Source organism: Paraburkholderia sp. J67, assembly GCF_905220265.1.
In the GTDB taxonomy this organism is placed as follows: domain Bacteria; phylum Pseudomonadota; class Gammaproteobacteria; order Burkholderiales; family Burkholderiaceae; genus Paraburkholderia.
Genome location: NZ_CAJMZK010000001.1, coordinates 356,839 through 380,085 on the forward strand (window position 1 = coordinate 356,839; position 23,247 = coordinate 380,085).

20 protein-coding genes are annotated in these 23,247 nt (G+C 64.3%); 6 read left to right on the forward strand and 14 right to left on the reverse strand.

Annotation, left to right across the window (positions count from 1 at the left end; translation table 11 throughout):
- The first annotated feature begins 134 nt into the window (after nucleotides 1–134).
- Nucleotides 135–1,163, forward strand: coding sequence for a LysR substrate-binding domain-containing protein (locus tag U5782_RS01585; RefSeq protein WP_322042112.1), 1,029 nt, complete (start codon nucleotides 135–137; stop codon nucleotides 1,161–1,163).
- 19 nt (nucleotides 1,164–1,182) lie between these two features.
- Here U5782_RS01585 and U5782_RS01590 read toward each other — a convergent pair whose 3' ends face one another.
- Nucleotides 1,183–2,244, reverse strand: a complete 1,062-nt coding sequence (locus U5782_RS01590; RefSeq protein WP_322042113.1) for a peptidoglycan DD-metalloendopeptidase family protein — start codon at nucleotides 2,242–2,244, stop codon at nucleotides 1,183–1,185.
- A gap of 264 nt (nucleotides 2,245–2,508) precedes the next feature.
- Nucleotides 2,509–3,369 carry a LysR family transcriptional regulator gene (locus U5782_RS01595; RefSeq protein WP_322042114.1) on the reverse strand — a complete coding sequence of 287 codons (861 nt, stop codon included), beginning with the start codon at nucleotides 3,367–3,369 and terminating at the stop codon, nucleotides 2,509–2,511.
- Between the two features lie 171 nt (nucleotides 3,370–3,540).
- On the opposite strand from U5782_RS01595, the gene mdtD reads away from it, so the two are divergent.
- Complete coding sequence (mdtD, locus tag U5782_RS01600) at nucleotides 3,541–4,944, forward strand: multidrug transporter subunit MdtD (RefSeq protein ID WP_415914223.1); 1,404 nt, start codon at nucleotides 3,541–3,543, stop codon at nucleotides 4,942–4,944.
- A gap of 55 nt (nucleotides 4,945–4,999) precedes the next feature.
- Here mdtD and U5782_RS01605 read toward each other — a convergent pair whose 3' ends face one another.
- The 5 genes from U5782_RS01605 to U5782_RS01625 all read right to left on the reverse strand — a co-directional run bounded on the left by U5782_RS01605 (nucleotide 5,000) and on the right by U5782_RS01625 (nucleotide 9,823).
- The gene (locus tag U5782_RS01605; protein WP_322042115.1) at nucleotides 5,000–6,619 is read right to left on the reverse strand and encodes a sulfite reductase flavoprotein subunit alpha; all 1,620 of its coding nucleotides are present in this window, start codon (nucleotides 6,617–6,619) and stop codon (nucleotides 5,000–5,002) included.
- The gene (locus U5782_RS01610; RefSeq protein WP_322042116.1) at nucleotides 6,616–7,683 is read right to left on the reverse strand and encodes an FAD:protein FMN transferase; all 1,068 of its coding nucleotides are present in this window, start codon (nucleotides 7,681–7,683) and stop codon (nucleotides 6,616–6,618) included. The genes U5782_RS01605 and U5782_RS01610 overlap by 4 nt, the downstream gene beginning before the upstream one ends.
- Nucleotides 7,684–7,708: 25 nt before the next feature.
- Nucleotides 7,709–8,533 carry a DUF4198 domain-containing protein gene (locus tag U5782_RS01615; protein ID WP_322042117.1) on the reverse strand — a complete coding sequence of 275 codons (825 nt, stop codon included), beginning with the start codon at nucleotides 8,531–8,533 and terminating at the stop codon, nucleotides 7,709–7,711.
- A gap of 100 nt (nucleotides 8,534–8,633) precedes the next feature.
- Entirely contained in the window at nucleotides 8,634–9,158 is a 525-nt protein-coding gene (locus U5782_RS01620) for a DUF2271 domain-containing protein (RefSeq protein ID WP_322042118.1), read from the reverse strand.
- 29 nt (nucleotides 9,159–9,187) lie between these two features.
- Nucleotides 9,188–9,823 carry a PepSY-associated TM helix domain-containing protein gene (locus tag U5782_RS01625; protein ID WP_322042119.1) on the reverse strand — a complete coding sequence of 212 codons (636 nt, stop codon included), beginning with the start codon at nucleotides 9,821–9,823 and terminating at the stop codon, nucleotides 9,188–9,190.
- A gap of 251 nt (nucleotides 9,824–10,074) precedes the next feature.
- Here U5782_RS01625 and U5782_RS01630 point away from each other — a divergent pair, with 251 nt between their 5' ends.
- Together U5782_RS01630 and U5782_RS01635 are read left to right on the forward strand one after the other, a co-directional pair.
- Nucleotides 10,075–10,482, forward strand: a complete 408-nt coding sequence (locus U5782_RS01630; protein ID WP_322042120.1) for an MAPEG family protein — start codon at nucleotides 10,075–10,077, stop codon at nucleotides 10,480–10,482.
- A gap of 296 nt (nucleotides 10,483–10,778) precedes the next feature.
- Complete coding sequence (locus tag U5782_RS01635; protein WP_322042121.1) at nucleotides 10,779–13,505, forward strand: LuxR C-terminal-related transcriptional regulator; 2,727 nt, start codon at nucleotides 10,779–10,781, stop codon at nucleotides 13,503–13,505.
- Between the two features lie 5 nt (nucleotides 13,506–13,510).
- Here U5782_RS01635 and U5782_RS01640 read toward each other — a convergent pair whose 3' ends face one another.
- The 6 genes from U5782_RS01640 to U5782_RS01665 form a co-directional block, all read right to left on the reverse strand.
- Nucleotides 13,511–14,713 carry a DUF445 domain-containing protein gene (locus U5782_RS01640; protein WP_322042122.1) on the reverse strand — a complete coding sequence of 401 codons (1,203 nt, stop codon included), beginning with the start codon at nucleotides 14,711–14,713 and terminating at the stop codon, nucleotides 13,511–13,513.
- 77 nt (nucleotides 14,714–14,790) lie between these two features.
- Complete coding sequence (gene phaZ / locus U5782_RS01645; RefSeq protein WP_322042123.1) at nucleotides 14,791–15,633, reverse strand: poly(3-hydroxyalkanoate) depolymerase; 843 nt, start codon at nucleotides 15,631–15,633, stop codon at nucleotides 14,791–14,793.
- Nucleotides 15,634–15,667: 34 nt separating this feature from the next.
- Complete coding sequence (locus U5782_RS01650) at nucleotides 15,668–16,090, reverse strand: phasin family protein (RefSeq protein WP_322042124.1); 423 nt, start codon at nucleotides 16,088–16,090, stop codon at nucleotides 15,668–15,670.
- 52 nt (nucleotides 16,091–16,142) lie between these two features.
- Nucleotides 16,143–17,861 (reverse strand): alpha/beta fold hydrolase, encoded by a 1,719-nt coding sequence (locus U5782_RS01655; protein WP_322042125.1) that lies wholly within the window; start codon nucleotides 17,859–17,861, stop codon nucleotides 16,143–16,145.
- 32 nt (nucleotides 17,862–17,893) lie between these two features.
- Complete coding sequence (locus U5782_RS01660) at nucleotides 17,894–18,370, reverse strand: MaoC family dehydratase (protein ID WP_322042126.1); 477 nt, start codon at nucleotides 18,368–18,370, stop codon at nucleotides 17,894–17,896.
- Nucleotides 18,371–18,399: 29 nt separating this feature from the next.
- Nucleotides 18,400–20,049 (reverse strand): fatty acid--CoA ligase, encoded by a 1,650-nt coding sequence (locus tag U5782_RS01665; protein WP_322042127.1) that lies wholly within the window; start codon nucleotides 20,047–20,049, stop codon nucleotides 18,400–18,402.
- A gap of 289 nt (nucleotides 20,050–20,338) precedes the next feature.
- On the opposite strand from U5782_RS01665, the gene U5782_RS01670 reads away from it, so the two are divergent.
- Entirely contained in the window at nucleotides 20,339–21,028 is a 690-nt protein-coding gene (locus U5782_RS01670) for a Crp/Fnr family transcriptional regulator (RefSeq protein ID WP_322042128.1), read from the forward strand.
- 18 nt (nucleotides 21,029–21,046) lie between these two features.
- Here U5782_RS01670 and U5782_RS01675 read toward each other — a convergent pair whose 3' ends face one another.
- Nucleotides 21,047–22,114 (reverse strand): porin, encoded by a 1,068-nt coding sequence (locus U5782_RS01675; protein ID WP_415914240.1) that lies wholly within the window; start codon nucleotides 22,112–22,114, stop codon nucleotides 21,047–21,049.
- 495 nt (nucleotides 22,115–22,609) lie between these two features.
- Between U5782_RS01675 and U5782_RS01680 the strand changes: the two genes are divergently transcribed.
- A complete protein-coding gene (locus U5782_RS01680; RefSeq protein WP_322042130.1) occupies nucleotides 22,610–23,227 on the forward strand; it encodes a LysE family translocator in 618 nt (205 codons plus the stop codon).
- Nucleotides 23,228–23,247 lie beyond the last annotated feature (20 nt).

Consider the following 23,247-nt stretch of genomic DNA (forward strand, 5'->3'; position numbering starts at 1 on the left):
CGCGCTTGCGATTTTCTTTGGCGCGTCCGGATTCGATCGGCAACGGATGAATTTATAGGCTGGCGAGGCATACCCTGTAAAATGACAAATTCATCTCATCCATATAGTTCTGGATATACCTAGGGGCGCGCGACATGACGGACTGGACGCATCGGCTACGGCTGCGACACCTCGAATTGCTGCTGAAAGTGGGCGAAACGGGCAACCTGAGCCAGTCGGCGGCGGCGCTCAACACCACGCAGCCCGCCCTGTCGAAATGGCTCAAGGAACTGGAGGAGGACATCGGCCTGCCGCTATTCGAGCGGCACGCGCGCGGGCTGCGACCCACGTCTTACGGCGAGGCGCTGATCGCCCACGCGCGCCGTATCGCCGGGCATCTGGACTGCGCGCGCGACGATCTGGCCGCGCAGCGCGATGGCGGCAGCGGGCTGGTGGCGATCGGGACGTCAGGAGTGTCGGCGGCGGATACCGTGCCGATGGCGGTCGCGCGGCTCGTGAAGGAACTGCCGCGCGCGCAGGTGCGCCTCGTCGAGGGCACCATGAATCTGATGATGCCGCAGCTCGTGCGCGGCGAGCTCGACATCGTGGTCGGGCGCACTTCCAGCGAAGCCACCGATGCGCTGCTGGAGGGCGAAGTGCTCTACCGCGAGCGCATCAATTTCGTGTCGGGACTGGAGCATCCGCTCGCCGCGCGCCGCTCGATCGGCTGGGACGAGGCCTTCGCTTATCCGTGGATCGTCTGGCCCGAGGGCACGCCGGTGCGCAAGGCGCTGGAAGCCGCGCTGGCGGCGGCGGGACGCGGCATGCCGCGCCATTGTGTCGAATCGAATTCGTCGATTCTCAATGTGACGCTGCTGAACCAGACCGAATTGCTGGGCGTGGCCTCGCATCGCGCGGCCATGCGTTTCGAGCGGCTGAACGCCTTGCGCGTGCTGCCGATGAGTCTGACGGGTTTTGGATCGGTGTCGATGTACTGGCGCGCGGACAGCGTAAGCCGCGTGGCCGTGGCGCTCGCGCTGGAGCATTTGCGTGCGTGCGCACGCATTGGCGCCGAAGATCTCGACGACGATGGAGAGGAAGCGCAGGAAGACATCGGGCGCGATCGCGAGAAAGCGCGCCCGAAGCGGACAGGCAAAAAGCCGACGAGCGCGGCGAAAAGCTGACGCGCCTGCCCGCGCACACTCACAGCATCGGCGTGAGCTTCTGGACCTGCTGCGCGAAGTGCGCCTTGTCGTCGCCGTCCAATGCGGTGCGCACGGGCAGATCGACGGTCAGCGGATCTTCGGGGACGTTGTTCACGTGCACTTCGTAGTGCAGATGCGGCCCGGTCGCCCAGCCGGTCTTGCCGACATAGCCGATCACCTGTCCCTGGTGCACCTGCATGCCCGCGTGGAGCGACTTCGCGAAGCGCGAAAGATGCGCGAACTTGGTCGAATACTCGCCGAAATTCTTGATCTCGATGACGCGACCATAGCCGAGCTGCCAGCCCGCGAACGTCACCGTGCCTTCAGCCGTCGCCTCCACGGGCGTGCCGATGGGCGCGGCAAGATCGACGCCTTCGTGCGCCGCCCAGCGATGCGTGACGGGGTCGAGACGGTTCGGCGAGAAGTCGGACGACACGCGCGTGAAGTTCACGGGATAGCGCAGGAAGGTCGGTGCGGCCGGGCTGCCATCGGCGGAGTAGTAGAACGCCTTGCCGTCCAGCTTGCGGAAGAAGAACAGGTCGTGCGACTCCTTGCCCGTGGAGATGCGCATCGCGACCGGCGTGGCGGCCGCGTCCGACGATGCGGCCGGGGCGGCGGCATTGGCCGTCTGGGTCGGTGTGCCGGCGGCGCTCGCGCCGTTGCGGAACACGAAACGCACTTCGCTGCCCGGCTTCAGGTCGCGGCGAAAATCGAGCCGCCCGTCCAGCGCGTGGGCCAGTTTTGCGGTGGTCGCGGCGGTGATGCCAAGCTGATCGGCAGCTTCGGAGAAGCTATGCGTGACCTGAACGGTCTCCACGCGGTAAGCCGGAACGGCGGCGTGGGCGGCCGGAGCGGCTGAAACCGGCACTGCGGGGGCGGCGGGCGCGGCGGCATGGCGCGCGAGGTGCTCGGGGAAGTCGTCGGACGCATGCAACGAGACATCGACACTCTGGCTCGGCATCTGGTGCGAGAGCCATGCGGTACAGGCCGTGCTGAGAGCGGCCACGATGAACGCTTTGCCCGCGACTCCCGGAGATGTCGTCGTTACGAGCTTGGGCATCTACTGGATACGGATTGCTTGGCGGAAAGCCGCGCGATGCGCCGCTTTCGGGGAGACATCAGCGCCGTTGCGGGGCTGATGAGCGAAGGTTGCGAGACTATCGGACTTTTCTTAAGCGAAACTTAAAAAATGTCAAAAATGTTGAATCCCTGTTTTTAGCAGTCCGATCGACGCCATTGTCTGGTGAATCGCGAATTTTGTTGCAACCCCGGCGAACTTCGCTATGCCAGACGAATCAAAAGCCCCCGCTGCATCGGATCGCCGTCACTCGCCGATCCAGGAGCCCCGCAGGTCGCTGTCGTGCAGCAGTTGCAGCAGCGTTTGCGCAGGCCGACTCAACCGCTTCGCCGCGAGCGCGATGAACTCCACATCGGGCAGCACGGGCAGGCTTGCCACGTTGCTTGGCGGCGCCAGACCGCGCGCCGCCAGATACTGCGGGCGCACCGTGATGCCCAGCCCGCCGCGCGCGGCCGCCACGCAGCCCGAATGGCTGCTGCTCGTGCACACCACCTGCCAGCGGAAATCGGTCTGGGCGAGCGCGTCGAGCACCACGGCCCGCGTCACGCTCGGCTCGGCCACGAGGATCAGCGGCAGCGGCTGCGTGAGGTCCACGGTCGTGCCCGCGCGCGCGAGCCATTCGAGCCGGCCCGTGAAAAGCGCCGCGCCGCGCTTGTCGCCGAGACGCCGCTTGCCCACCATCAACTCGATCGCCCCTTCGTCCAGCAGTTCGTAAAGCTGGCCGGTCATGCCGATGGTGATTTCCAGTTCCACATCGGGATGCGCGTTGCGAAACGCTGTCAGGACAGTCGGCAGCGGCCCGAGCGCGATGTCGTCCGAGCAGCCGAGCCGCACGCGGCCGCGCAGGCGCGGCGCGCGGAACTGCGACTCGGCGCGGTTGATCGCCTGCAGGATCGCGCCCGCGTGTGCGAGCATCGCTTCGCCATCGGGCGTGATCGCCAGCGAATGGGTGTCGCGCACGAACAGGCGGCGGCCGATGTCGTCTTCGAGCCGACGGACGTGTTCGCTGACGCTCGACTGCGTGAGGCCGAGCTGGCGCGCCGCCTCGGTGAAACTGTGGCAGGCCGCGACCGTCGCGAAGGATTTGAGCCAGATGGGATTGAGCATCGCCGCATTGTGACATCGTTATCGCCGATGCCGATAACAGTCAACGCCCTTAGTGGGGTTCCCGATTGCGGACGATGACAATATCATGACCGCATTGCAGATCATTGCGCGCGTGTTGGGGTTGCCGCCTGGCTAGGCCCCGTTTCACACGCCGCGCCCAAGAAGTCCCCCATGACCAAGGATTCAAGCCAGACGGCCCTGCTGTGGATCGTCGCCGCAGGCTTTTTCATGCAGGCGCTCGACACCACGATCGTCAACACCGCCCTGCCCTCCATGGCGCAAAGCCTCGGCGTGAAACCGCTCGTGATGCAGCCGGTGATCGTCGCCTACACGCTCACCATGGCGATGCTCACGCCTGCCTCCGGTTGGCTCGCTGACCGCTTCGGCACGCGCCGCGTCTATTTCGTCGCGATACTCATTTTCGTGCTCGGCTCGCTGTGCTGCGCGAGCGCGCATACGCTCGGCCAGCTTGTGATCGCGCGGGTGCTGCAAGGCATCGGCGGCTCGATGCTGATGCCGATCGGCCGCCTGGCCGTGCTGCGCGCGGTCAGCGGCGAGCAATACGTGTCCGCGCTCGCGCTGATTTCAGTTGCGGGTCAGGTGGGCCCGATCGTCGGCCCGACGCTCGGCGGCTGGTTCGTGGAGGCCATCACCTGGCACTGGATCTTCCTGATCAACGTGCCGATCGGCCTTGCAGGCATGGTCGCGGTCCAGCGCTATCTGCCGCGCGCGTCGGCCAGCGTCGCGCCGCCCTTCGACCTCGCCGGCTGCGCGCTGGTGTCGCTCTGCATGATCGCGTTCTCGCTCGCCTTCGACGCGCCGGTGCAGACGCATCGCGCCGCGTGGTCGGCGGGACTCTTTGCGCTCGGTCTCGCCGCCGCGCTTGCCTATGTGCCTTATGCGCGCCGCCGTCGCGAGCCGCTTTTCAAGCTCAAGCTCTTTGGCGAACCCAATTTCAGCGTTGGCCTGATCGGCAACCTGGTGTGCCGGATCGGCTCCAGCGCCGTACCGTTTCTCGTGCCGCTGCTCATGCAGCTCGAACTCGGCTACACGCCGCTGCATTCCGGGCTCATGATGCTGCCCGCCGCGCTCGCGGGGACGGTGGCCAAGCGCTGGATCGCACCGCTCATCCGCCGCTACGGCTATGACACCTTCCTGCTCGTCAACACGCTGATCGTGGGCGGCTCGATCGTCGCCTTCGCGCTGATCTCGCGCGGCACGCCCGTTATCGTCGAAATCGTTGTGCTGGCTATTTTCGGCGCGGCCAATTCGATGCAGTTCGCGGCCATGAATAGCGTCACGCTCAAGGGGCTCTCGCATGAGGACGCGGGCAGCGGCAATAGCCTGTTCTCGATGGTGCAGATGCTGGCGATGGGTCTCGGCGTAACGATCGGCGGCGCGCTGGTGAGCCTCGTCGCGGCGCATTGGGGGTCGGTCGAACTCGGTTTTCGCGTGAGTTTTGCGGGGGTCGGGGTCATCACGCTCGTCTCTGCCCTGATCTTCCGCCGGATAGAAACGCCTACGCCTGCGGGCTCCTCAGCCTCCGCCGTGGGTGCGACCGCGGTTGGCCGTTAGTTGCATTCAGCAGGTGTTGAGCGAAGGCTACGCGGAGCAGCCTTCGGCCAGATCATCAATAAACGTCGCGTCGATACCGGCCATCGACGAGCAGCGTGTCGACGCGCGTTTGCCCGAGCGCATCGACCAGTGCCCGATGCACGCCGGGCGCCATGCCGTTGCGGCTACCGCAAACGTAGATGGAAGCGCCCGCGTCGATCCATTCGCGCAACGGCTCCGCATTCGCGGCCAACGCATCCTGCACATAGCGACGCTCGCTGCCGTCGCGCGACCAGACAGGGTCCAGTCGTTCGATCAGGCCGCGCTCATGCCAGTCGCTGAGTTCGTCGCGATAAAACGCGTCGTGCGCAGCATTTCGTTCTCCGAAGATCAGCCAGATACGGCCGTGCCCTGCCCGCACGCGGCGCTTCAGGTGCGCGCGCAGTCCGGCGAGGCCGGTTCCGTTGCCGATCAGGATCAGCGGGCGGTCGTCGGCAGGCGGATGAAACGTGCGGTTGGTCCGCACCCGCAGCCGGATCTCGCTGCCGCGTGCCGCGTGCTCGGTCAGCCAGCCCGAGGCCACACCGAGTCGGAAGCCTTGCGCGGCTGAATCGTCGGCGTGCCGGGCCTGCCGTACGAGCAGTTCGAGTTGGCCATCGCCTGGCAAGGAGGCGATCGAATAGCTGCGATGTGCGAGCGGCGGGAGCGTGTCCGCCCATTCCTGCGGCGAACGGAGCGCCGCGAGGTCGTCAAGCTCGCCCAACGCCAGCTGGCGCGTGGCGAGTACGTTGGCCAGGGTCATCGGCGCGCCGTCACACTGCACGGCAGCGACACCGTCGAGCGCGCGTGCGTCGAGCCAGCGCTGCACCGTGTCGGACGCGTGTCGAGGAAGAATTTCGGCGATGTCGCCGGGCAGCCATTCGAGCGCCGCGCTATCGGATGGCTGAAGCGCCAGATGGTAGACGGGTTCGCCCGCGCTGCCGGGATTGAGCAGCGTTCGCGTGTCGAGCGTCCATACGCTGTCGCGCACGGCCGGCCACGGTGTGGCCGTCACGCCATCGCACAGGGCCGCAAGCTGGGTCTGCCAGCGTTCGAGCGCGGCCATTTCGCCATTGTCCACGTCGATCGTTTCGAATAGCGGTTGCGCTGCGTGCTGCGCGAGCCACGCCGTTAGTCGATAACCGAACGCGCAATAGTTCGCGTACTGCCGGTCGCCTAGCGCGAGCACCCCATAGCGCAGCGCGCCGAGATCGACGCCAGTCTGCGCGCTCATCAGGTTGCGCACGAACGCCGTGGCCGCATCAGGCGCGTCGCCTTCACCGGTTGTGCTCACAACGAAAAGCGCACGGGTATAAGCGGCAAGATCGTGCGCCTCTAGCGCGCCAAGGGCAACGAGTTGCACGCGCGCCCCGCTCGCTTCGAGCCGGGTCCGGGTCTGCGTGGCGATCAGTTCCGCGCTGCCGGTCTGGCTCGCGTAGGCGATGAGAATCGTGTCGGCGGGTGCCGTATCGGCGAGCGGCGCATTCGTCTCCCGACGCCTGTGCGCCACGACGATCCCAACGCAAGCACAAACATAAGCGAACAGAACGGCCGCCGCGCTTGCGAGGCGCAACGGCGTCCACCAGGCGACGACCGCGCCAGCGCATGCGAGCGCCCACGCCATCGGCACGATGCCCATGAATCGCGCGCGCTTCATTCGAGCATCGCCGCGTAAGCCGGGCTCGTCAGTTCGCGAAAGCCGTCGGGCGTGCGCACGAGAAAGCGTGCCGCCAGGCGCTTGCGCTGCGCGAGCAGCATGCCCGCGTCGGGACCGAGCACCGTCAACGCCGTGGACCATGCGTCCGCGAGCATGCAACTCGGGTGCAGTACCGTCACACTGGCGAGCGCATGGCTCGCCGGATAGCCGGTGCGCGGGTCGATCGTATGCGCGCGGCGCACGTCCGTCTTGTCGACGTAATAGCGCCGGTAGTCGCCCGAGGTCGCCACCGAAAGCCCATGCAGCGCGATCAGATCGACACCGGGAGGCAACGCAAACGCGCCTTCCTGCGGCGGCGTTTCGAGTTCGACCCACCACGGCATGCCATCGGGCTTGACGCCCTCGCCGCGCAACTCGCCGCCGATCTCCACGAGTACATGGTCGATGTCGCTCGCAACGAGCGCATCGCGCACGGCATCGACCGCATAGCCCTTGGCGATGGCGCACAGATCGAGCGCGCTGCCGCCCGCCTGATACAGGCGCAAACCGGCGCGGTCCGCCTCGATACGCTGCCAGCCGCAACGCGCACGCACGGCCGACACTTCGTCGAACGAAGGTGAATCGGCACGGCGCGGCGCCAGCCCGAACCCCCACAGGTCGACGAGCGGCCCCGCGCTCGGGTCGTAAGCGCCGCCGCTCTCGCGCGCGACGGCCAGTGCCGCTTCCACGACGTCGAAACAGGCACGCGGCACCGTCACCCACGTGTTCGCCTCGGCGCGGTTGAAGCGGCTCACATCGGAGTCGTCGCGCCAGTTGCTCATCTGTTCGATGACCTCGTCGAGCACGGCGCGGATCGTGGCATCGAGGCGCGACTCGGTTTGCCCGGCGTCCTCGCCCGGCGGCAGGACGCAGCGCACCGACCAGGTCGTGCCCATCGTTTCGCCGTCGAACATTGCAACGTGTCCGTCGCCCGGCGGCGTGGCGGCAAGGCGATCGATGTGAGCAGGCACGAGCACGCGCGCAGCCATGCCGCGCGGCGCCTCGCTGGAGTCGGTGTGGTGCATGGCAGCGGCCCGGTGCTTGATGCAGTTATTGCGGCAGCACTTCGAGCGTGGCCGCGTAAGCGGCGCGGCGCATCTTCGCCTGCTTCAGTTGCGTATGGTTGTCGCGCACCTGGGCGCCCAGCCAGTACATGCCCGCATCTGCGAACTTGACGTTGAACTTGCCGTCCTGATCCGTGGTGAGGGTCGTTTCCTTGATGTCGTCGCGATAGCGCGTGCCGCCCGGCACCACGGCCACCTTCACATTGGCGGCGGGCTTGCCGTCGAGCATCAGCTGGAAGTTGCCCGTCGAGCCCGAGACGAGATCGACCGGCGAGCTGATCGGCACGAGTTCGAGCCCGTGACCCGTCGGCTTGAGCGCGGTCGTGCTGGGCTTGCCGTGCGCGACGAAGGTTTCCACGCGCATGTCGTTCTCCATGACTTCGAGATCCTGAGCATTGGCAGGCACTTCCTTCGCGAACGCTTCGACGCTGCCGCGCCAGCGCTTCTTCTCGCCGTCGAGCTTGTACTGCGCGCCGATCATCTGGTTATCGACGGTGATGCGCCACGTGCCGTCCTGCGTAAGCTGCAGGTCGAACACGCTGCGAAAGCGCCCCGTGACCGCGTTTTCGGCCTTGCCCGTCGAGCCGTCCGGTGCGGTGATGACGAGGCCGTCCAGACGCAGCGGCGCATGCCCGGCGATGAACAGGTCGTCGGAGACGGCGGCGTCGACGCTCACCCAGGTGTCGTTACCCGACAGCACCGTGGCGGACGGCAGCAGCCACAGACGGTCGGCGTGCGCGGCGAGCGGCATCAAGGCGGCGAAAGCGAGTGCCGATGCCTTCGCGGAGAATCTGGCGGAAGAAAGCTTCATGATCGAATCGGGTCGAAGTAGAGATCGGGAACGGCGATGGGGTGTGAGCGCGACGCCGCATCGTGCGCGGCGCCTGCTCGAAGCGGAACGCGGACGACGCTCAGGGCTTGACGCTGACGCCGATGCTGCCGAGTTCGTGATCGCCCTTGGCCTGCGTGTTCGCAGCCGCGGCGGGCGGCCAGTGGAACGGCACGCGCACGAGTTCGCGGCCACCGGATTCGCGCGCGGCTTCGACGACGAGCTGATAGTCGCCAGCCGGCAACTTGCCGAGCGGCGCGGCGGCGTCGGAGAACGTCAGGCTCTGCTGGCCCGGCGCGTGCGTCGCGCCCGATACGCCATCGACGGGGAACTGCATGTCGTGGCCGGCCTTGCGCCACCACTGGCGCAGATCCTTGAGCCACTTGGTGCCTTCGCCGTTGCGCTTGTGCTGGTCGTACCAGACCGACAGCGTGCTAACAGGCGTCTGGTCGGCGTGCTCGATCCAGATCGCCAGATACGGACGGTTGTATTCGGCGACATCGAGACGCGGAATCTCGACGTTGACGGTCATTTCGGCTGCAACGGCGTGGCCCGCGAACGGGGCCGCCGCCATCCCGGTCAGGGTGACGGCAATCAGTCGGCGCATGGCAAACAGTTCCTGGAGTCAGTGGTGGATTAGTGGATGAACAGGATGGCGAGCAGCAGCGGCACGACGAACCCCAGGCCGACCAGCGGCCAGGTCGCCACGCGGCCGCGCGCGTGCAGATGCAACAAGAAGAGACCGGTCACGCTGAAGATCGCGCAGGCTGCGGCGAAGACATCGAGGAACACGCCCCACGCCGCGCCCGCGTTGCGGCCTTTGTGGAGATCGTTCAGATACGCGATCCAGCCGCGCGTCGTGAGTTCGTATTGGGTCTCGCCCGTGCCCAGATCGACGCTGACCCAGGCATCGCCGCCCGGGCGCGGCAACGCAATATAAACGTCGTCGCTCGACCATTCGGCCGTGCGGCCCGAGGTTTCCAGCGAAAGCGTTTGATCCAGCCAGGCCGAAAGCGCGGGAGGCACCGGACCCTTGTCGTGATGCGGCGTATGCGCGAGCGTCGCGAGCAGCGCGGCGGGCGCACGCTCGCTGTGGCGCTCGACCTGCGGATGCGATTCGATCTGCCCGGCGTGATTGAGCGTGAAACCAGTGAGCGCGAACAACAGCATGCCGACGAGGCACACCGCCGAACTGATCCAGTGCCAGCGGCGCAGATGCCGCATCCAGAAGCCGCGACGGCTTTCCGCGGCGTTGAAGGTTCCCGCTGCCATTCAGGGATGCGCCCGCGCACATTCCAGAGTCATTACGCCTGCCCTACACATAGCTGTCTCCTCGCCAGAACATGAAATGATAATTGTTTTCATTTATGACGGGGGAATGGCAATGTTTACACAATATTTCAATGTCCTTTCATATGGTGAGGTCTTGAGGCTGCCGGTTCGCCAACGCCCATTGCCTACAATTCATCCATCGAACCGGTCAGACGATGACCCGGCCCATCCCTTTCCGCCCAGGCGGCCCTATGCACCTCACTCCTGAACTGTATTGCCTCGTGATCGTCACTTCGGCAACAGGAATCATGTGGATTCCTTACATTCTGGCGCGGATCGTGACGAACGGTCCCCTGCGCGCGATGGGCAATCCTGCATCGTTTTCGGCAGACAATCCGTCCTGGGCGCAAAGGTCGAAGCTGGCGCACGCCAACGCCGTCGAAAACCTCGCGGTGTTCGCGCCACTGGTCATCGTCGCTGCGATGTTGGGGATCTCGACGCCGGCCACCATCGTCGCGGCGAAGGTCTATCTGATCGCGCGGATCATTCACTACTTCGTCTATACCGCAGGCATCCCTGGCATCCGGACGCTGGCCTTTATCGCGGGCTTCGCCGCGACGGCGGTGTTCGCCACGGCCATTTTCAGTCACGTTGCCTGATCGGCTCTCTCCAGGAGGCCCGTTTCGTCACGATTCTTGCGCATGACGTAACAAATTTTCCAATCAGACTGTATTGGCTCCTGGCGCGTCAATAGTTAGGATCGCGCGGTCGTCGCTGCAACGTCCGATCGGCTTGCGCCGCGGCGTCCTGGCAGCAAGGGTCGTTTTGCGCATGACAGCGCTTTTGCATGGCAACAGGGTGGGCAGTTACGCACCGTCCCGCCCCAACACGGCTGGCGTATGATCGATTGGGCTGAACAGTCCGCGTCAGCCTGATTTCCCGGAGCCGTTTTAACGTGACAGAAGCGCTATCCGCGACGAAGCCACCTTTCCTTCTAGCGACGAAAGTCGTCCCGCGCCGCTTGCCCGCCGGCCTGATCGAGCGTCCACGCCTCGCCACGGCGAGCGCGCAGATGCAGACGCGACGGCTGACGCTCATCACGGCTCCGGCCGGATTCGGCAAGACCTCTCTGGCCCTCACCTGGCTCTACGCACTCCGAAGCAATGGCGCATCGGTCGCGTGGCTTTCCCTCGACGCCGCCGACGACGAACCGGCTCGCTACTTTCACTACCTGGCCCGCGCAGTGCAACGCGTATACAGCCACCTGGGCACCTCGACGATCGGTCTGACCTCGGAAGCCTCGTTCGTGCCGGCACATTCGCTTGCCTCCACGCTGGTCAACGAGCTGGCCGAAATCGAAGACGAGTTCTATCTCTTCATCGACGATTACCATCTGCTCAACGACGCCGCGATTCACGAGGCCATGTCGCTCCTGATTGCCAACGCGCCTTCGAACGTGCACGTGGTGATCTGCACGCGCACCGCCCCGCCTCTGCCGCTGGCGAGGCTGCGCGCCAGCAACGAGCTGGGCGAGATCGGCGCTTCGGCCCTGCGCTTCAACTTCGAGGAGACCCGCCGCTTCGTCGAGCACGAATGCCCCGGCCTGGCCTTCAAGGACATGAAATCGCTGCACTCGACCACCGAGGGTTGGGCCGCGGCATTGCGCATTTCCGCGTCGGCGCTCACCCGCGAGAACCGTCCGCAGGGCTGGCAACCCGGCGCGTCGACAGGCGCCGCGCGGCCTGTGTTCGACTACCTCGACGACCTGCTGGAGCGTTTGCCCGCCGGCATGCACGCCTTCATGCTGCGCACGGCGATTCTCGAACGCCTGAGCGCGCCTCTGTGCGAATCCGTGACCGGCGTGGAGTCGAGCCAGGCGATGCTGAACGCCATCGTCGCACGCCAGTTACTGCTGGAGCCGATGGATCTTGAAGGCCGCTGGTTTCGCTATCACCCGTTGATGGCCGAATACCTGAAGCGGCATCTGGAAAGCCAGCATCGCGACGAGGTCACGGATCTGCATCAACGAGCGTGGCACTGGTACGCCAGCCAGTCGCAGTGGACCGACGCGGTCAGGCACGCCATCGCGGCGGGCGCCGCCGACCAGGCCATCGGCCTGATGGAGCGTTGCGCGAAAGCGCTGTTGAAAAGCGGCGATCTGCTGACGCTGGTGGGTTGGCAGCGCCAGTTCCCTGCCGATCTGATGCGCGCGCAAACGACCGTACGGCTCGCGGCCGCCTGGGGCATGGCGCTCGCGATGCGTTTCAGCGAAGCCACCACGATGGTCGATGCGATCGAGCGCGATGGACAGACGCGCCCCGGCGATGCTCACGCAATACATTGGGATTGCCTCGCGATCCGCTCGGCGCTCGCAGCCTTGCAGGACGATCCGCAGCGGGCGCTGACGCTGGCCCGTCAGTACCTGAGCCGCCCGTCCACCGATGCATGGACCACCAACGCCGTCTCCAACGTCGCCCGCTTCGCGTACTGGAAAACCGGCGCGCTCGATGCGCTCTACGCGACGCCCTGGATTCCCGACGCCATCGAGGAAGATCAGCGCAGCGTGTTTTCCTCGGTATATCGACTGTGTCTGCTCGGTCATGCGGAATTGCAGCAACTGCATGTCGGGATTGCCGAGCGGCGCTTCACCGAAGCGATGCAACTCGCCGAACGCCATGCCGGCGCGCACTCGATATCGGCCGCATTGTGCGCGCCGATGATCGCGCAAATACGCTACGAACAGGGCCGCCTCGATGAAGCCGAAGCGTTGCTCGCCGAACTCATGCCGGTTATCGACAGTGCTGTCCTGCTGGACAGCGTGCTGATTGCCTACCGTATCCTCGTGCGGATTGCCGTGTCGCGGCGCGATTATGCGGCAGCCCATGCGCAGATAGACCAGGCGCAACGACTCGGCCAGGCGCGCGGCTGGACCCGGCTGCTCGCCGCGGCCCTCGTCGAACGCACGCGCCTGTATCTTGCCGAGGACCGGCTCGCCGAAGCGGCGGCATGCGTGGCGGACCTTGGGCCGCTGGCCTCGCCGGACGAGCTATCCAGCCACGCCGTCTCGCCCGAGATCGAAAATTACCGCGACATGGCGATGGCTTGCCTTGCGCTCAAACGCCATCAGGTCTCCGAAGCAATTGAACCGCTGCACGCTGCCCTCCTGCGCTGCGAGCAGCGACAGGGCATCTATCTGGGGCTACGCCTGCGCACGCTGCTTGCGATCGCGCGTCTTGGCGCAGGCGAAGATGAACGGGCCATCGAGGCATTCCTCGACGTGGCAACGATCGCCTCACCCGCTGGGCTCTATCAATCGATGCTCGATCACGGACGCGAAATTGGGCCGCTGCTGCGGCTGGCGCGCGAGCGCGTGCGCAACCGCTCGGTTGCCCGCGATGTGTCCGTGTGGCTCGAACGTCTTCTGGACGGTTACCGTCTGATGTACGAGCCGCAAAACCCGCCAGTCCAGGAAACGGAGCGCGAGCCGTTGAGCACCCGCGAGCGCAACATCGTCACGCTGGTCGCACAGGGGCAATCCAACAAGGAGATCGCTCGCACGCTAGGCATTACGCCCGAAACGGTCAAGTCGCATCTGAAGAACATCTTCGCCAAGCTCGGCGTGGAGAAGCGTGCGCAAGCGGTCTCGCGGGCGCAGGCGCTCGGACTCGTCAAGCATGAGTAAGCCTCTCAACGCGCGACGCCAAGCACGCACAAATGAATGAGCACCCCCGCGATACCGCCTACGAACGTGCCGTTGATCCGGATGAATTGCAGATCACGGCCTATTTCGGCCTCTATTTTTGCGCCGACCTCGCGTGCATCCCAGCCCTTCACGACATCGGCGATCAAACCGGAGAGACGGTGCCGATAGCGCAGCACCAGCCCCTCGGCGATATCGAGCCACCAGCCGTTCAACTTAACCTGTAGCGAGGGCTCGCTCGCGACGCCTTTGCCCAACGAGACCAACGCGTCTTCGATCAGCGCATGCACGACCGACGTTTCGCTCGCCGCATCCGCCACGAGGCGCGCGCGGGCGCGATCGAGCAATACGCCGTAGTACGCGCCGTCCCTGAAATGACGGATGCAGTCGCGCAGCAACAAGCGACCGAAGCGGCGAGGCCCCGCGTCGTCTTGCAGCTTGAACGATAGCGTCGCGATGGCATCGTCGAACTGACGGCGAAGCTCGTGATCGGGGCTGGCCGCGACTTCGCGGATCAGCGCGACGATCCCCTCCACGAATTTGTTGACGATATAGGCGTCGAGCGGTGCGGGCGTGAAGCGCGACGCCTCGCTGAACTTCGCCTTGATCAGATCGACGTTGGCCGTCAGCCAGCGCTCGACTACGGTCAGCCCGCGATCGAGCAACGGCCGATGACGACCGCCTTCGGTCATCACCTGCATCGCCTGCCCCGCCATACGTGACACATCAACCCTCGCAAGTTGCGGCAACACGAAGCGCTCGAAGCACGACGCCACATCCGATTCGTCGATGCGCTCAAGCAGGCGTGGAAGCGAATCGACGATGCCCGATGCAATCTCCGCGCTGTTTTCCCGGTGCGCCAACCACGCCGATAATGCCCGCGCCGCGTTGTGCTCGCTCAACCGTCCGACGATCAGGTCCGGCGTCAGGAAGTGCTTTTCGATGAAGTCGCCCAGACTCTCGGCGATGCGCGCCTGGTTTCTGGGAATGATAGCCGTATGGGGAATCGCGAGTCCGAGCGGATGCCGGAACAGCGCAACCACGGCATACCAGTCTGCGATTGCGCCCACCGCGCCCGCCTCGGAAAATGCGCGCGGCCAGGCGAGCCAGGAAAATTCGGGCTGCCAGGCAACGCACGCAAGCAGCAAAGCGACCATCGCCGCGAGCAGACATGTCGCGGTGATCCGCATGCGCCTTAGCCGATCCCGATTGTCGTCGCGGCCGGCCGGTCTGTGTTCGAACGCGGCGCGCTCATCCGATACCGCGCTCAATGGTTCGCCTCGGCGAGAAAGCGCTGGATGACCGGCGCGACTTCTTTCGCGCGCGTGATAAGGAACAGGTGGCCGTCGTCCACGACATGAAGCGTGGCGCCGCGAATACGAGCGGCGAGAATCTTTGCGTTGGTGAGCGGCACGATGGGGTCGTCGTTGCCGTGCATGACGAGCGTTTTTTGGCGCAGCGCGCCAAGCCAGGGCAAGCTCGTCCAGCCCGACGCGGCCAGCAGCTGATAAAGATAACCGCGCCCACGCGGCGCCTGGATGTGACGGCTGTGTGCCTCCAGCAGCGCCGCATCGTGCCGGTAAGCGCCGCCGTAAATTTCTCCCCCAACCTGCTTCAGATACGCCGGGTCGGTATAGCGACGCGGGCCGATCAGCTTCGAGAGCACGGACAGCCGCGCAGGGATCATGATGACCCCGGGTGACGTTGCCGCCAGAATCAGCTTGCGGCAGCGCCTTGGGTAGAGGTGCGCGAACTGCTGCGCGAGCGCACCGCCCCAGGACACGCCTAGTACGTCCACCGGGCCCGCGTACCCCAGCCGCGTGAGCAACTTGTCGGCCAGCACGGCGAGCGTCGAAAAGCGGTACGGCATGAGCGGCGCAGGCGAGCCGCCGACGCCCGGCACGTCGAATACGATGACCGTGACGCCCGCGAGCGCCTCGACGAACGGCTCGACCAGTTCCAGATTCGCGCCGATGCCATTGAAAAGCAGCAGCGGCGGCCCGGCGTCGTGCCCCGACCGGACGCCGACACGCAACAGTTGCCCGTCCAGATCGAGGGTCTGGATACGCATGGCTTCGACAGCCTCCGGGCTCATTTGTGTTTCGGTCATCCGGTCGTCCTCCTGATTGAACGCTTCGCGAACGTTATTTCTTAGGCTGCATTAGCGACTTCAGCTCTTCCACATGCTCGGCAAAGCGCTTCGTCACGACCGCCACGCTGTCCGTCTGGGCGCGATACGCAGCGTCCGCGAGTTCCTGCATATCGACGAGGGCCTTCTGAAGCGCGTCTTTCACGCCCTCTCCCGCGCTCGCGACATCGACGCCGCCCGTGGCCGTGAGACGCCCGATCAACGCTTGCAGCTCGGTCATTTTCGAGCGGAACATATCCGCCTGCTTTTGACCGACTTGCTGCACGCCCGCAAGCGCGGTCATATTGGCCTCGGTCAGCGCCTCGATGTCCTTACGACGAGCGTCCAGGAACGCAGCCACATCGACGCCCGGCAGTTTGAATTGCGTGAGGAACTTCGTATATTCGGCGAAAATGCCGGTGGGATTGCTCGTTGCCATACTTCAGACTCCTGATAAAAATGAAGTGCCAAAAAAATTAAATCAATGCCGTTCAGGCTTCCAGAACGTAGGTGCCGGGCGCATCGGCAATCGCAGGATGCTGCGCGCTACCGGGCACGGCTGGCGCCACGCGCTTTTCTCCCGAACGCGCGACCAGCCAGTCACGCCAGTTGTTCCACCACGAGTCCTTCTCCGTTTTCGCGTTCTCGATCCAGCTATCGGCATTAGCGGGCAGCGCGGCGTTCAGGAAGTACTTCGCCTTCGGGTTGCCCGGCGGATTGATCAAGCTCTGAATGTGACCACTCGAACTCAGCACGAAACGGGTCTCGCCGCCAAAGCGCCGCGCCGTGTTATAGACGCCCTTCCACGGCGTGATGTGATCCGTGACGCCCGCCACCACGTACTTGTCGCACACGACTTGCGAAAGGTCGATCGGCGTGCCGAGCACGGTCAGCGCACCGGGCTTGCTGAACAGATTCTCCGTGAAGATATCGAGCAACTCGCCGTGAAACTTCGCGGGCAGCCGCGTCGTATCGTTGTTCCAGTAAAGCACGTCGAAAGCGGGCGGCGCGTTGCCCAGCAAGTAGTTGTTGACCCAATAATTCCACACGAGATCGTTGGGCCGCATCCACGCGAACACCCGCCCCATCTCCTCGCCCGCCAGCACGCCACGCGCAATGCTGTGCTGCTTGGCTGCCGCGACGGCTTCCGGCGTGGCAAAGAGGCCAAGCTGCGAATCGGCGCTGTTGTCGAGTACGGCCACCATCAGCGTCGTCGCGTTGACGGTCTTTTCACCACGACTGGCCAGATGCCCCAGTAACGCGGAGATCGTCATCGCGCCGGAACAGGCGCCGTGCAGGTTGATGTCGTCGCATCCGGTGATTTCGCGCACGGCGGCGATCGCTTCGATCAGCGCGCTGACGTAGGTATCGAGATCCCAGTGGCTTTGCGAAGCCACGGGATTGCGCCAACTGACCACGAATACCTGGAGTTCGTTCTTCAGCAGGTAGTCGACAATGCTCTTGCCTTCGGAAAGATCGAAGATATAGAACTTGTTGATCTGCGGCGGCACGATCAATTGCGGGCGGCTATAGACCGATGGTGTGAGCGGCGCGTACTGGATCAGTTCGATCAGCTCATTGCGAAACACCACAGACCCTTTCGAGGTGCCGAGGTTCTTGCTCACTTCGAACGCCGTTTTGTTGACCTGCGCGGGCATGCCCTGATTCTTCAGCAGGTCGGTCACAGCATTGCTGAAGCCTTCCATCAGGCTCGTTCCGCCTGAATCCACAACCTTCTTGAGCGCGGCCGGATTGCCTAGCAAAGTGTTGGTCGGCGAGGCGGCGTCGGTGATGAGCGACATCACGAACTTCGCGCGCTCCTTGCTGTTCGCATCCAGCCCCGAGCGTTCGACGAAGCCGGAAAGCGAATCGCGCCATGCGAGATAACCTTGCAGCGTCATCCGATAGAGCGGGTTGTCCTGCCACGCCGTATCGGTAAAGCGCTTGTCGCCCTGGGGCGGCGCGACGCTCGCCTTGCCCGTGACGATCCCCAGCATCTCGCGCGCCAACGCCACTTCCTGCTCCATCACCAGCGCGGGCTGGCGCATGACCTGGGCGCCGATCTGCTGCATCGTGGCGAGGATGTCGCAAGGACGCAGGCCGACGAACGGATTGGGCCCCGGCAAGGCCTGTTCGACCGCGGCGCTCAGTGCCGCACGAGCGGACACGGGACGGCCTTTTTGCCGGGAGATTTCGCTGCTGACTGCCATTTTCCACTCTCCAGTAGGTCTTTTGCTGCTTCTCAAGACGGGCTTCCCGCGATCAGCATCGCGAGCGACTCGGCAATCAAGGCGGGCCGCTCTTCACCCTCGATCTCCAGCGTGTTCGTCGCCTTGATGAGAATGCGGCCGCCGCCCTTGTGCTCCACTGAAGTGAGCGCCACGCGGTTGCGTACGCGTGCACCTGCGCGCACCGGCGTCATGAAGCGGGTCTTGTCGAGGCCGTAGTTCAGTCCCGCCGAGGCATCTTCCGGCACGATGCCGATTTCCATCGCAAGGCTCGCCAGCAACGACAAGGTCAGATAGCCGTGCGCGATGGTCCCGCCGAACGGGCCTTCGCGTTCGGCACGCTCCACGTCGACGTGAATCCATTGCCGGTCGCCGGTGCACGCAGCGAACGCATCGATGCGCGCCTGATCGACCACCACCCAGGCCGACACACCCAGTTCGCGGCCGACGAAATCGCCCAGGGTGTCGATGCGGTAATTCGCAATACTCATGATGTTGCTCCTCGCATTGACTCGACGGATCAGGCGATCTGCTCGCGCAGCCCCTTCTTGTTGATCTTGCCGACGCTGGTTTTAGCGAGCGCATCGACAAACTTGACGATCTGCGGCACCGCGTACTTCGAGATCTGCCCGGACGCGCTATACGAGAGAACGTGTTGCCGGATGTCGTCGCCGGACACCGCCGCGCCTTCCTTGAGCACGACCAGGGCGACGGGCCGCTCGCCCCACTTCTCGTCCTTGACGCCGATGACGGCCACTTCCGCCACGCCCTCGTATTGCGAAATCAGGTCTTCGATCTCGATCGACGACACCCACTCGCCGCCCGACTTGATGACGTCCTTGAGGCGATCGGTGATCTGGACGTTGCCAGTCGCGTCGATATGCGCAATGTCCTGCGTATGCAGATAGCCGCCAGCCCAAAGGCGCGAACTGGCTTCTGGATTGTTCAGATAGCCTTGCGTGAGCCACGGTGCGCGCGCAACGATCTCGCCCGTCGCGCGGCCGTCGTGTTCGAGATCGTTCATGTCCTCGTCGACCACGCGCAACTCCACGAGCGGCACCGGCACACCGGTCTTGCAGCGCAGGCGGACTTGCTCATCGACATCCAGCGCTTCGGCGCCCGGCGGCAGTTGGGCAAGGCTCAGGACCGGACAGGTCTCGGACATGCCGTAGCCGGTGAAGACGTCGATGCCGCGCGCCAGCGCCGCCTGGGCCAGCCCGAACGGAAGCGCGCTGCCGCCGATGATCACTTTCCAGCGGCTGAAGTCCGTTGACGTGGCCTCCGGGCACGAGAGCAGCATGTGCAGGATCGTGCCGACGCAATGCGAGAAGGTCACGCCCTCGCTCTCGATCAGCTTCGCGAGACGCTCCGGCACATAACGGCCCGGATAGACCTGCTTCACGCCCAGCACGGTGGCGATATAAGGCATGCCCCAGGCGTGCACATGGAACATGGGCGTGATCGGCATATACACATCGCCGCGATGGAAACGCTGCCCGGCCACCGGGCTCGCGAGCGCACCCAGCAGTGTGATGGTATGGAGAACCAACTGTCGATGCGAAAAGTAAACACCCTTCGGCAGGCCCGTCGTGCCGGTAGTGTAGAACGTCGTGGCGCGCGTGTTTTCGTCGAAGTCGGGGAAATCGTAGTGGGTGCTGTGAGCCGCGAGCATGGCCTCGTACTCCGTAGAGAACGTAATGCCATGCGAAGGCGCGACGCTGCCCGGCTCGTCGATCCAGACAAAGGTGCGAACCGTTTCAAGCTGATCCTTGATCGACTCGACGACCGGAATGAAATCCGTATGAACAAACAGCACGTCCGCGCCAGCGTGGTTGATCGTATAGGCGATCTCCGCAGGCGAGAGCCGTACATTGACGGTCTGCAAAACGGCGCCCATCATCGGCACGGCGAAATAGCACTCCAGATAGCGGTGACTATCCCAGTCCATCACCGCGACCGTCTTGCCGTGTTCGACGCCCAGCTCGCTCAGGCCGTTGGCCAGACGCGCAATGCGCTCGCGCATCGTCGCGTAGGTCATCCGCACATCGCCGCGGTAGACGATCTCCTGGTCCAGTGCCTGCGAGAAAGGCGTGTGCAGCAACTGCTTGATCAGCAAGGGGTAGCTATATGCGCTAGCGCTTGCGCCGCCCGTTTTCACGTCGTCCGACATCGATATCTCCTTGAATCCTCTAAATGGGCCACGAACGCCGGTTTTTTGTTTTCGCTTGATCTGTCGTGGCGTCCCGTTGAGACCATCATCCCGGCATTGAATAAGGACCAACATCCCCTGAATGGGGGATCGTCGAGGGAGCCTGAAAGGAGAGAAGATTGGCCAGCGTTGACGAGCGCACAAGCTGGTCCGGCACGATTTGAGGTTCTCGTCACAGCAATACGGAACGACCAGCCAGAGAACGCGCGTGAGTATCGCGTGAACACCGTTACGCCCCTGATCGTTTCCCATGGCTCACATCACCGATACGTCCGAAGCAATGCGGACGAACCAATGGTTCAGCGCCCTGCCCGCCGAGGAGCGAGCGGCGCTCATCCACCGCAGCGAATCGTTCACGCTGCACCCAGGCGAATATCTGTTCCACCGCGGTGATGCGCCAACCGGCTTCTACGGCATCCTCAGCGGCCGGCTCAAGGCGTTCACGCTGCGCGAAGATGGCAAGGAGGCGATTCTTGCCGTCATCGAAGCGGGTAACTGGTTCGGACAAACTTCCCTGACGAGCCGCCAGCCACGCCCGCGCGACGTCGTCGCGCTCGACCGCGCCACGCTGTTCGTGGTGAGGGCACCGGCCTTCGAGGCATTGATGCAAAGCACGGCATTCGTGCGCGCCATCGCCGAACTCCAGTCGATCCATATGAACTGGCTCTATCGCATGATCGAGGACGCCACACTGCATTCGACGCGCGCCCGCATCGCGCGCCGCCTGCTGCTGGTGGCGTCGGGCGACGTCACGCTCTCGCCGCAGTGCCGGCGGGACGTGAGCCTCTCGCAGGACACGCTGGCGATGATGCTGGGCATCACACGCCAGACGCTGTCACTCGAACTCAAGGACATGGCCGAAAAGGGCGCGATCGCGCTGCGCTACGGTCGCATCGAAATCCGTTCGAAGGACCTGCTCGCATCGTTTCAGGATGATTGACGGCCGCGCCCTTGCGTCCTAGAAGATGTGCCGCAAGCCCGCGGTCACGCCAAGCTGGGTGGTCGAGTAAGCCGAACTCACCGCGTTAATGCCCTGGAACTGCGCGCCGACCATACCGCCCCGGTACATCGAGTAATCGACTTCCACATAGGTGTCGGTGCGTTTGGACCAGTTGTAATCGGCGAGCAGCTGGAACTGCGTCGCGTTGCCGTCCGCGGATGGGGTTTTGCCGGTCTGGATGGTGCGCCAGACGTTGGCGGAAAGATGCGTGGCGAAGCCGATCTGCTGCGACACGCCGCCAAAGAACATCTCCCGCGCGCTGAAGGTGTTGAACTTCAGCGCGCTCAGGGCGGGCGCGGAAAACGGGCCGTTCGGGAAGTTCCCGACAAAGCCGGCATCCTGCCGGTTGACGGCCCAGCCGGCGTTCACCGTCGTCGATTCGAAGGTGTACGAGCCGCCAGCCGTCCACGATTTGAAGTGCGCCGAAGCGTTCACGGCGTCGCGCGAATCGAGGTAGGCCACCGCGAGGTTCAGCGGCGCAGCGGGCAGATACAGGAGCGAGGCGCCAATCTGGCTGCCCGCACCGAAGTGGCCCGCCTGGCCGCCAAATGCATACGAAACCTCGCCCGTCAGGTATTGCCAGCGCGCCGCGTACTTGACCATGTTGCTCGTCCAGACGCCCTGGGCCATCATGACTTCGGGACGAAACTGATAGAACGTGGGCAGCCAGCGGTTCGACACGAAAGCGCCAAGCACAGCGTCGGCGAACGGATTGATCTGGCGGCCCATCGTCAGCTTGCCGAAGGTGTTCGACTGAAGGCCGACAAAGGCGGTATTGAAGAAGGGATAAGCCGGATCGGTTTGCCCGGAATTCGGGAAGAACCGGTCCTCCACCTGGAACAGCGCCTTCGTGCCGCCCCCAAGGTCCTCCACGCCCCTGATGCCGAAGGTGCTCTCGTTGGCGCCGCTGAGCATCTGGACCTGTGAATCGCCCGCCGGGTTCGCGTGCGTCGTATAGCGAATGCCGGCGTCGACGAGTCCGTAGAGCGTCACCGACGACTGGGCATTGGCCGTAACGGCGTACATCGTTGCGGATGAAATCACGCCGGCCAGCACGGCCGATTCGACCGGATATCGCCTCGCATTGCGGTTACGCCTGTCTCGAACGGCGCTGCCGAACCATCTCCTTGCCTTCCTCATGTGACTGCTCCAACCTTATGTTTATATTGGACTGCGAATTATCTTGAGCCGGAACCGTGCGTGTACACCTGGGCCCGGCGTGAGAAACGCGGCGTTGCCGCACGCTGCCCCCACGACTACACGTTGCCCGAGGTCTGGCGTTCAAACCGTCAGAAAAATTACATTTCGCGCGGGGCGAGGAAGCGCCCTAAGAAAACGGCCGCCAGACGACGTGTTTCGTGTGATGATTTTCAACCTCTGTCTGACAATCTCCCTGACCGTCCCCCAATCCGTACCGGTTTTCGACCGCCAAACCGTACCGGTACTGTACCGAAATCAATCGCTACACTGACTCCTCGGTGATCGTCAGGATCGCCATTCTTTCCCTGGAGTCTTCGCCCGATGTTGCCCGAAATGCTCAGCGCCCTGCCCGCCGGCATGCTGTTCGTGGTCGTCACGACCATCACCCCCGGCCCTAACAACACGATGCTGCTCGCTTCGGGCGTCAACTTCGGTTTCAAGCGCACGGTTCCGCACATTCTCGGCATCAGCGCGGGCGTCGTGGTGCTCATGCTGTCGGTGGGATTTGGGCTTGGCCAGGCATTCCGCCACGTGCCGGGGCTCTACACGGCGCTCGAAGCGGCCAGCGTGGCCTATCTGCTCTGGCTCGCGTGGAAGATCGGCACCTCGGGCGACATCAAGGTCAAGAGCGGCGAGCGCCGCCCCATGCGTTTCCACGAGGCCATCGCGTTCCAGTGGATCAACCCGAAGGCATGGATGATGGTGCTCACGGCGGCCACGACGATCCGCCTTTCAGCGGACTTCGGCGTGAATACGGTGGTGATGTCCGCGCTGTTCTATGTGATCGGCCTGCCGTGCATCTGCGTGTGGGCCGCGTTCGGCACGGGCATGCGGCGCTTTCTCGCCGATCCGCGCCGCCTGCGCGCCTTCAACATCGCGATGGCGCTGTCGCTCGTCGCGTCGATGTATCCGTTGCTCGCGCATCTGTTGCAGCGCTGAATCAACCCATCAGGATTGCC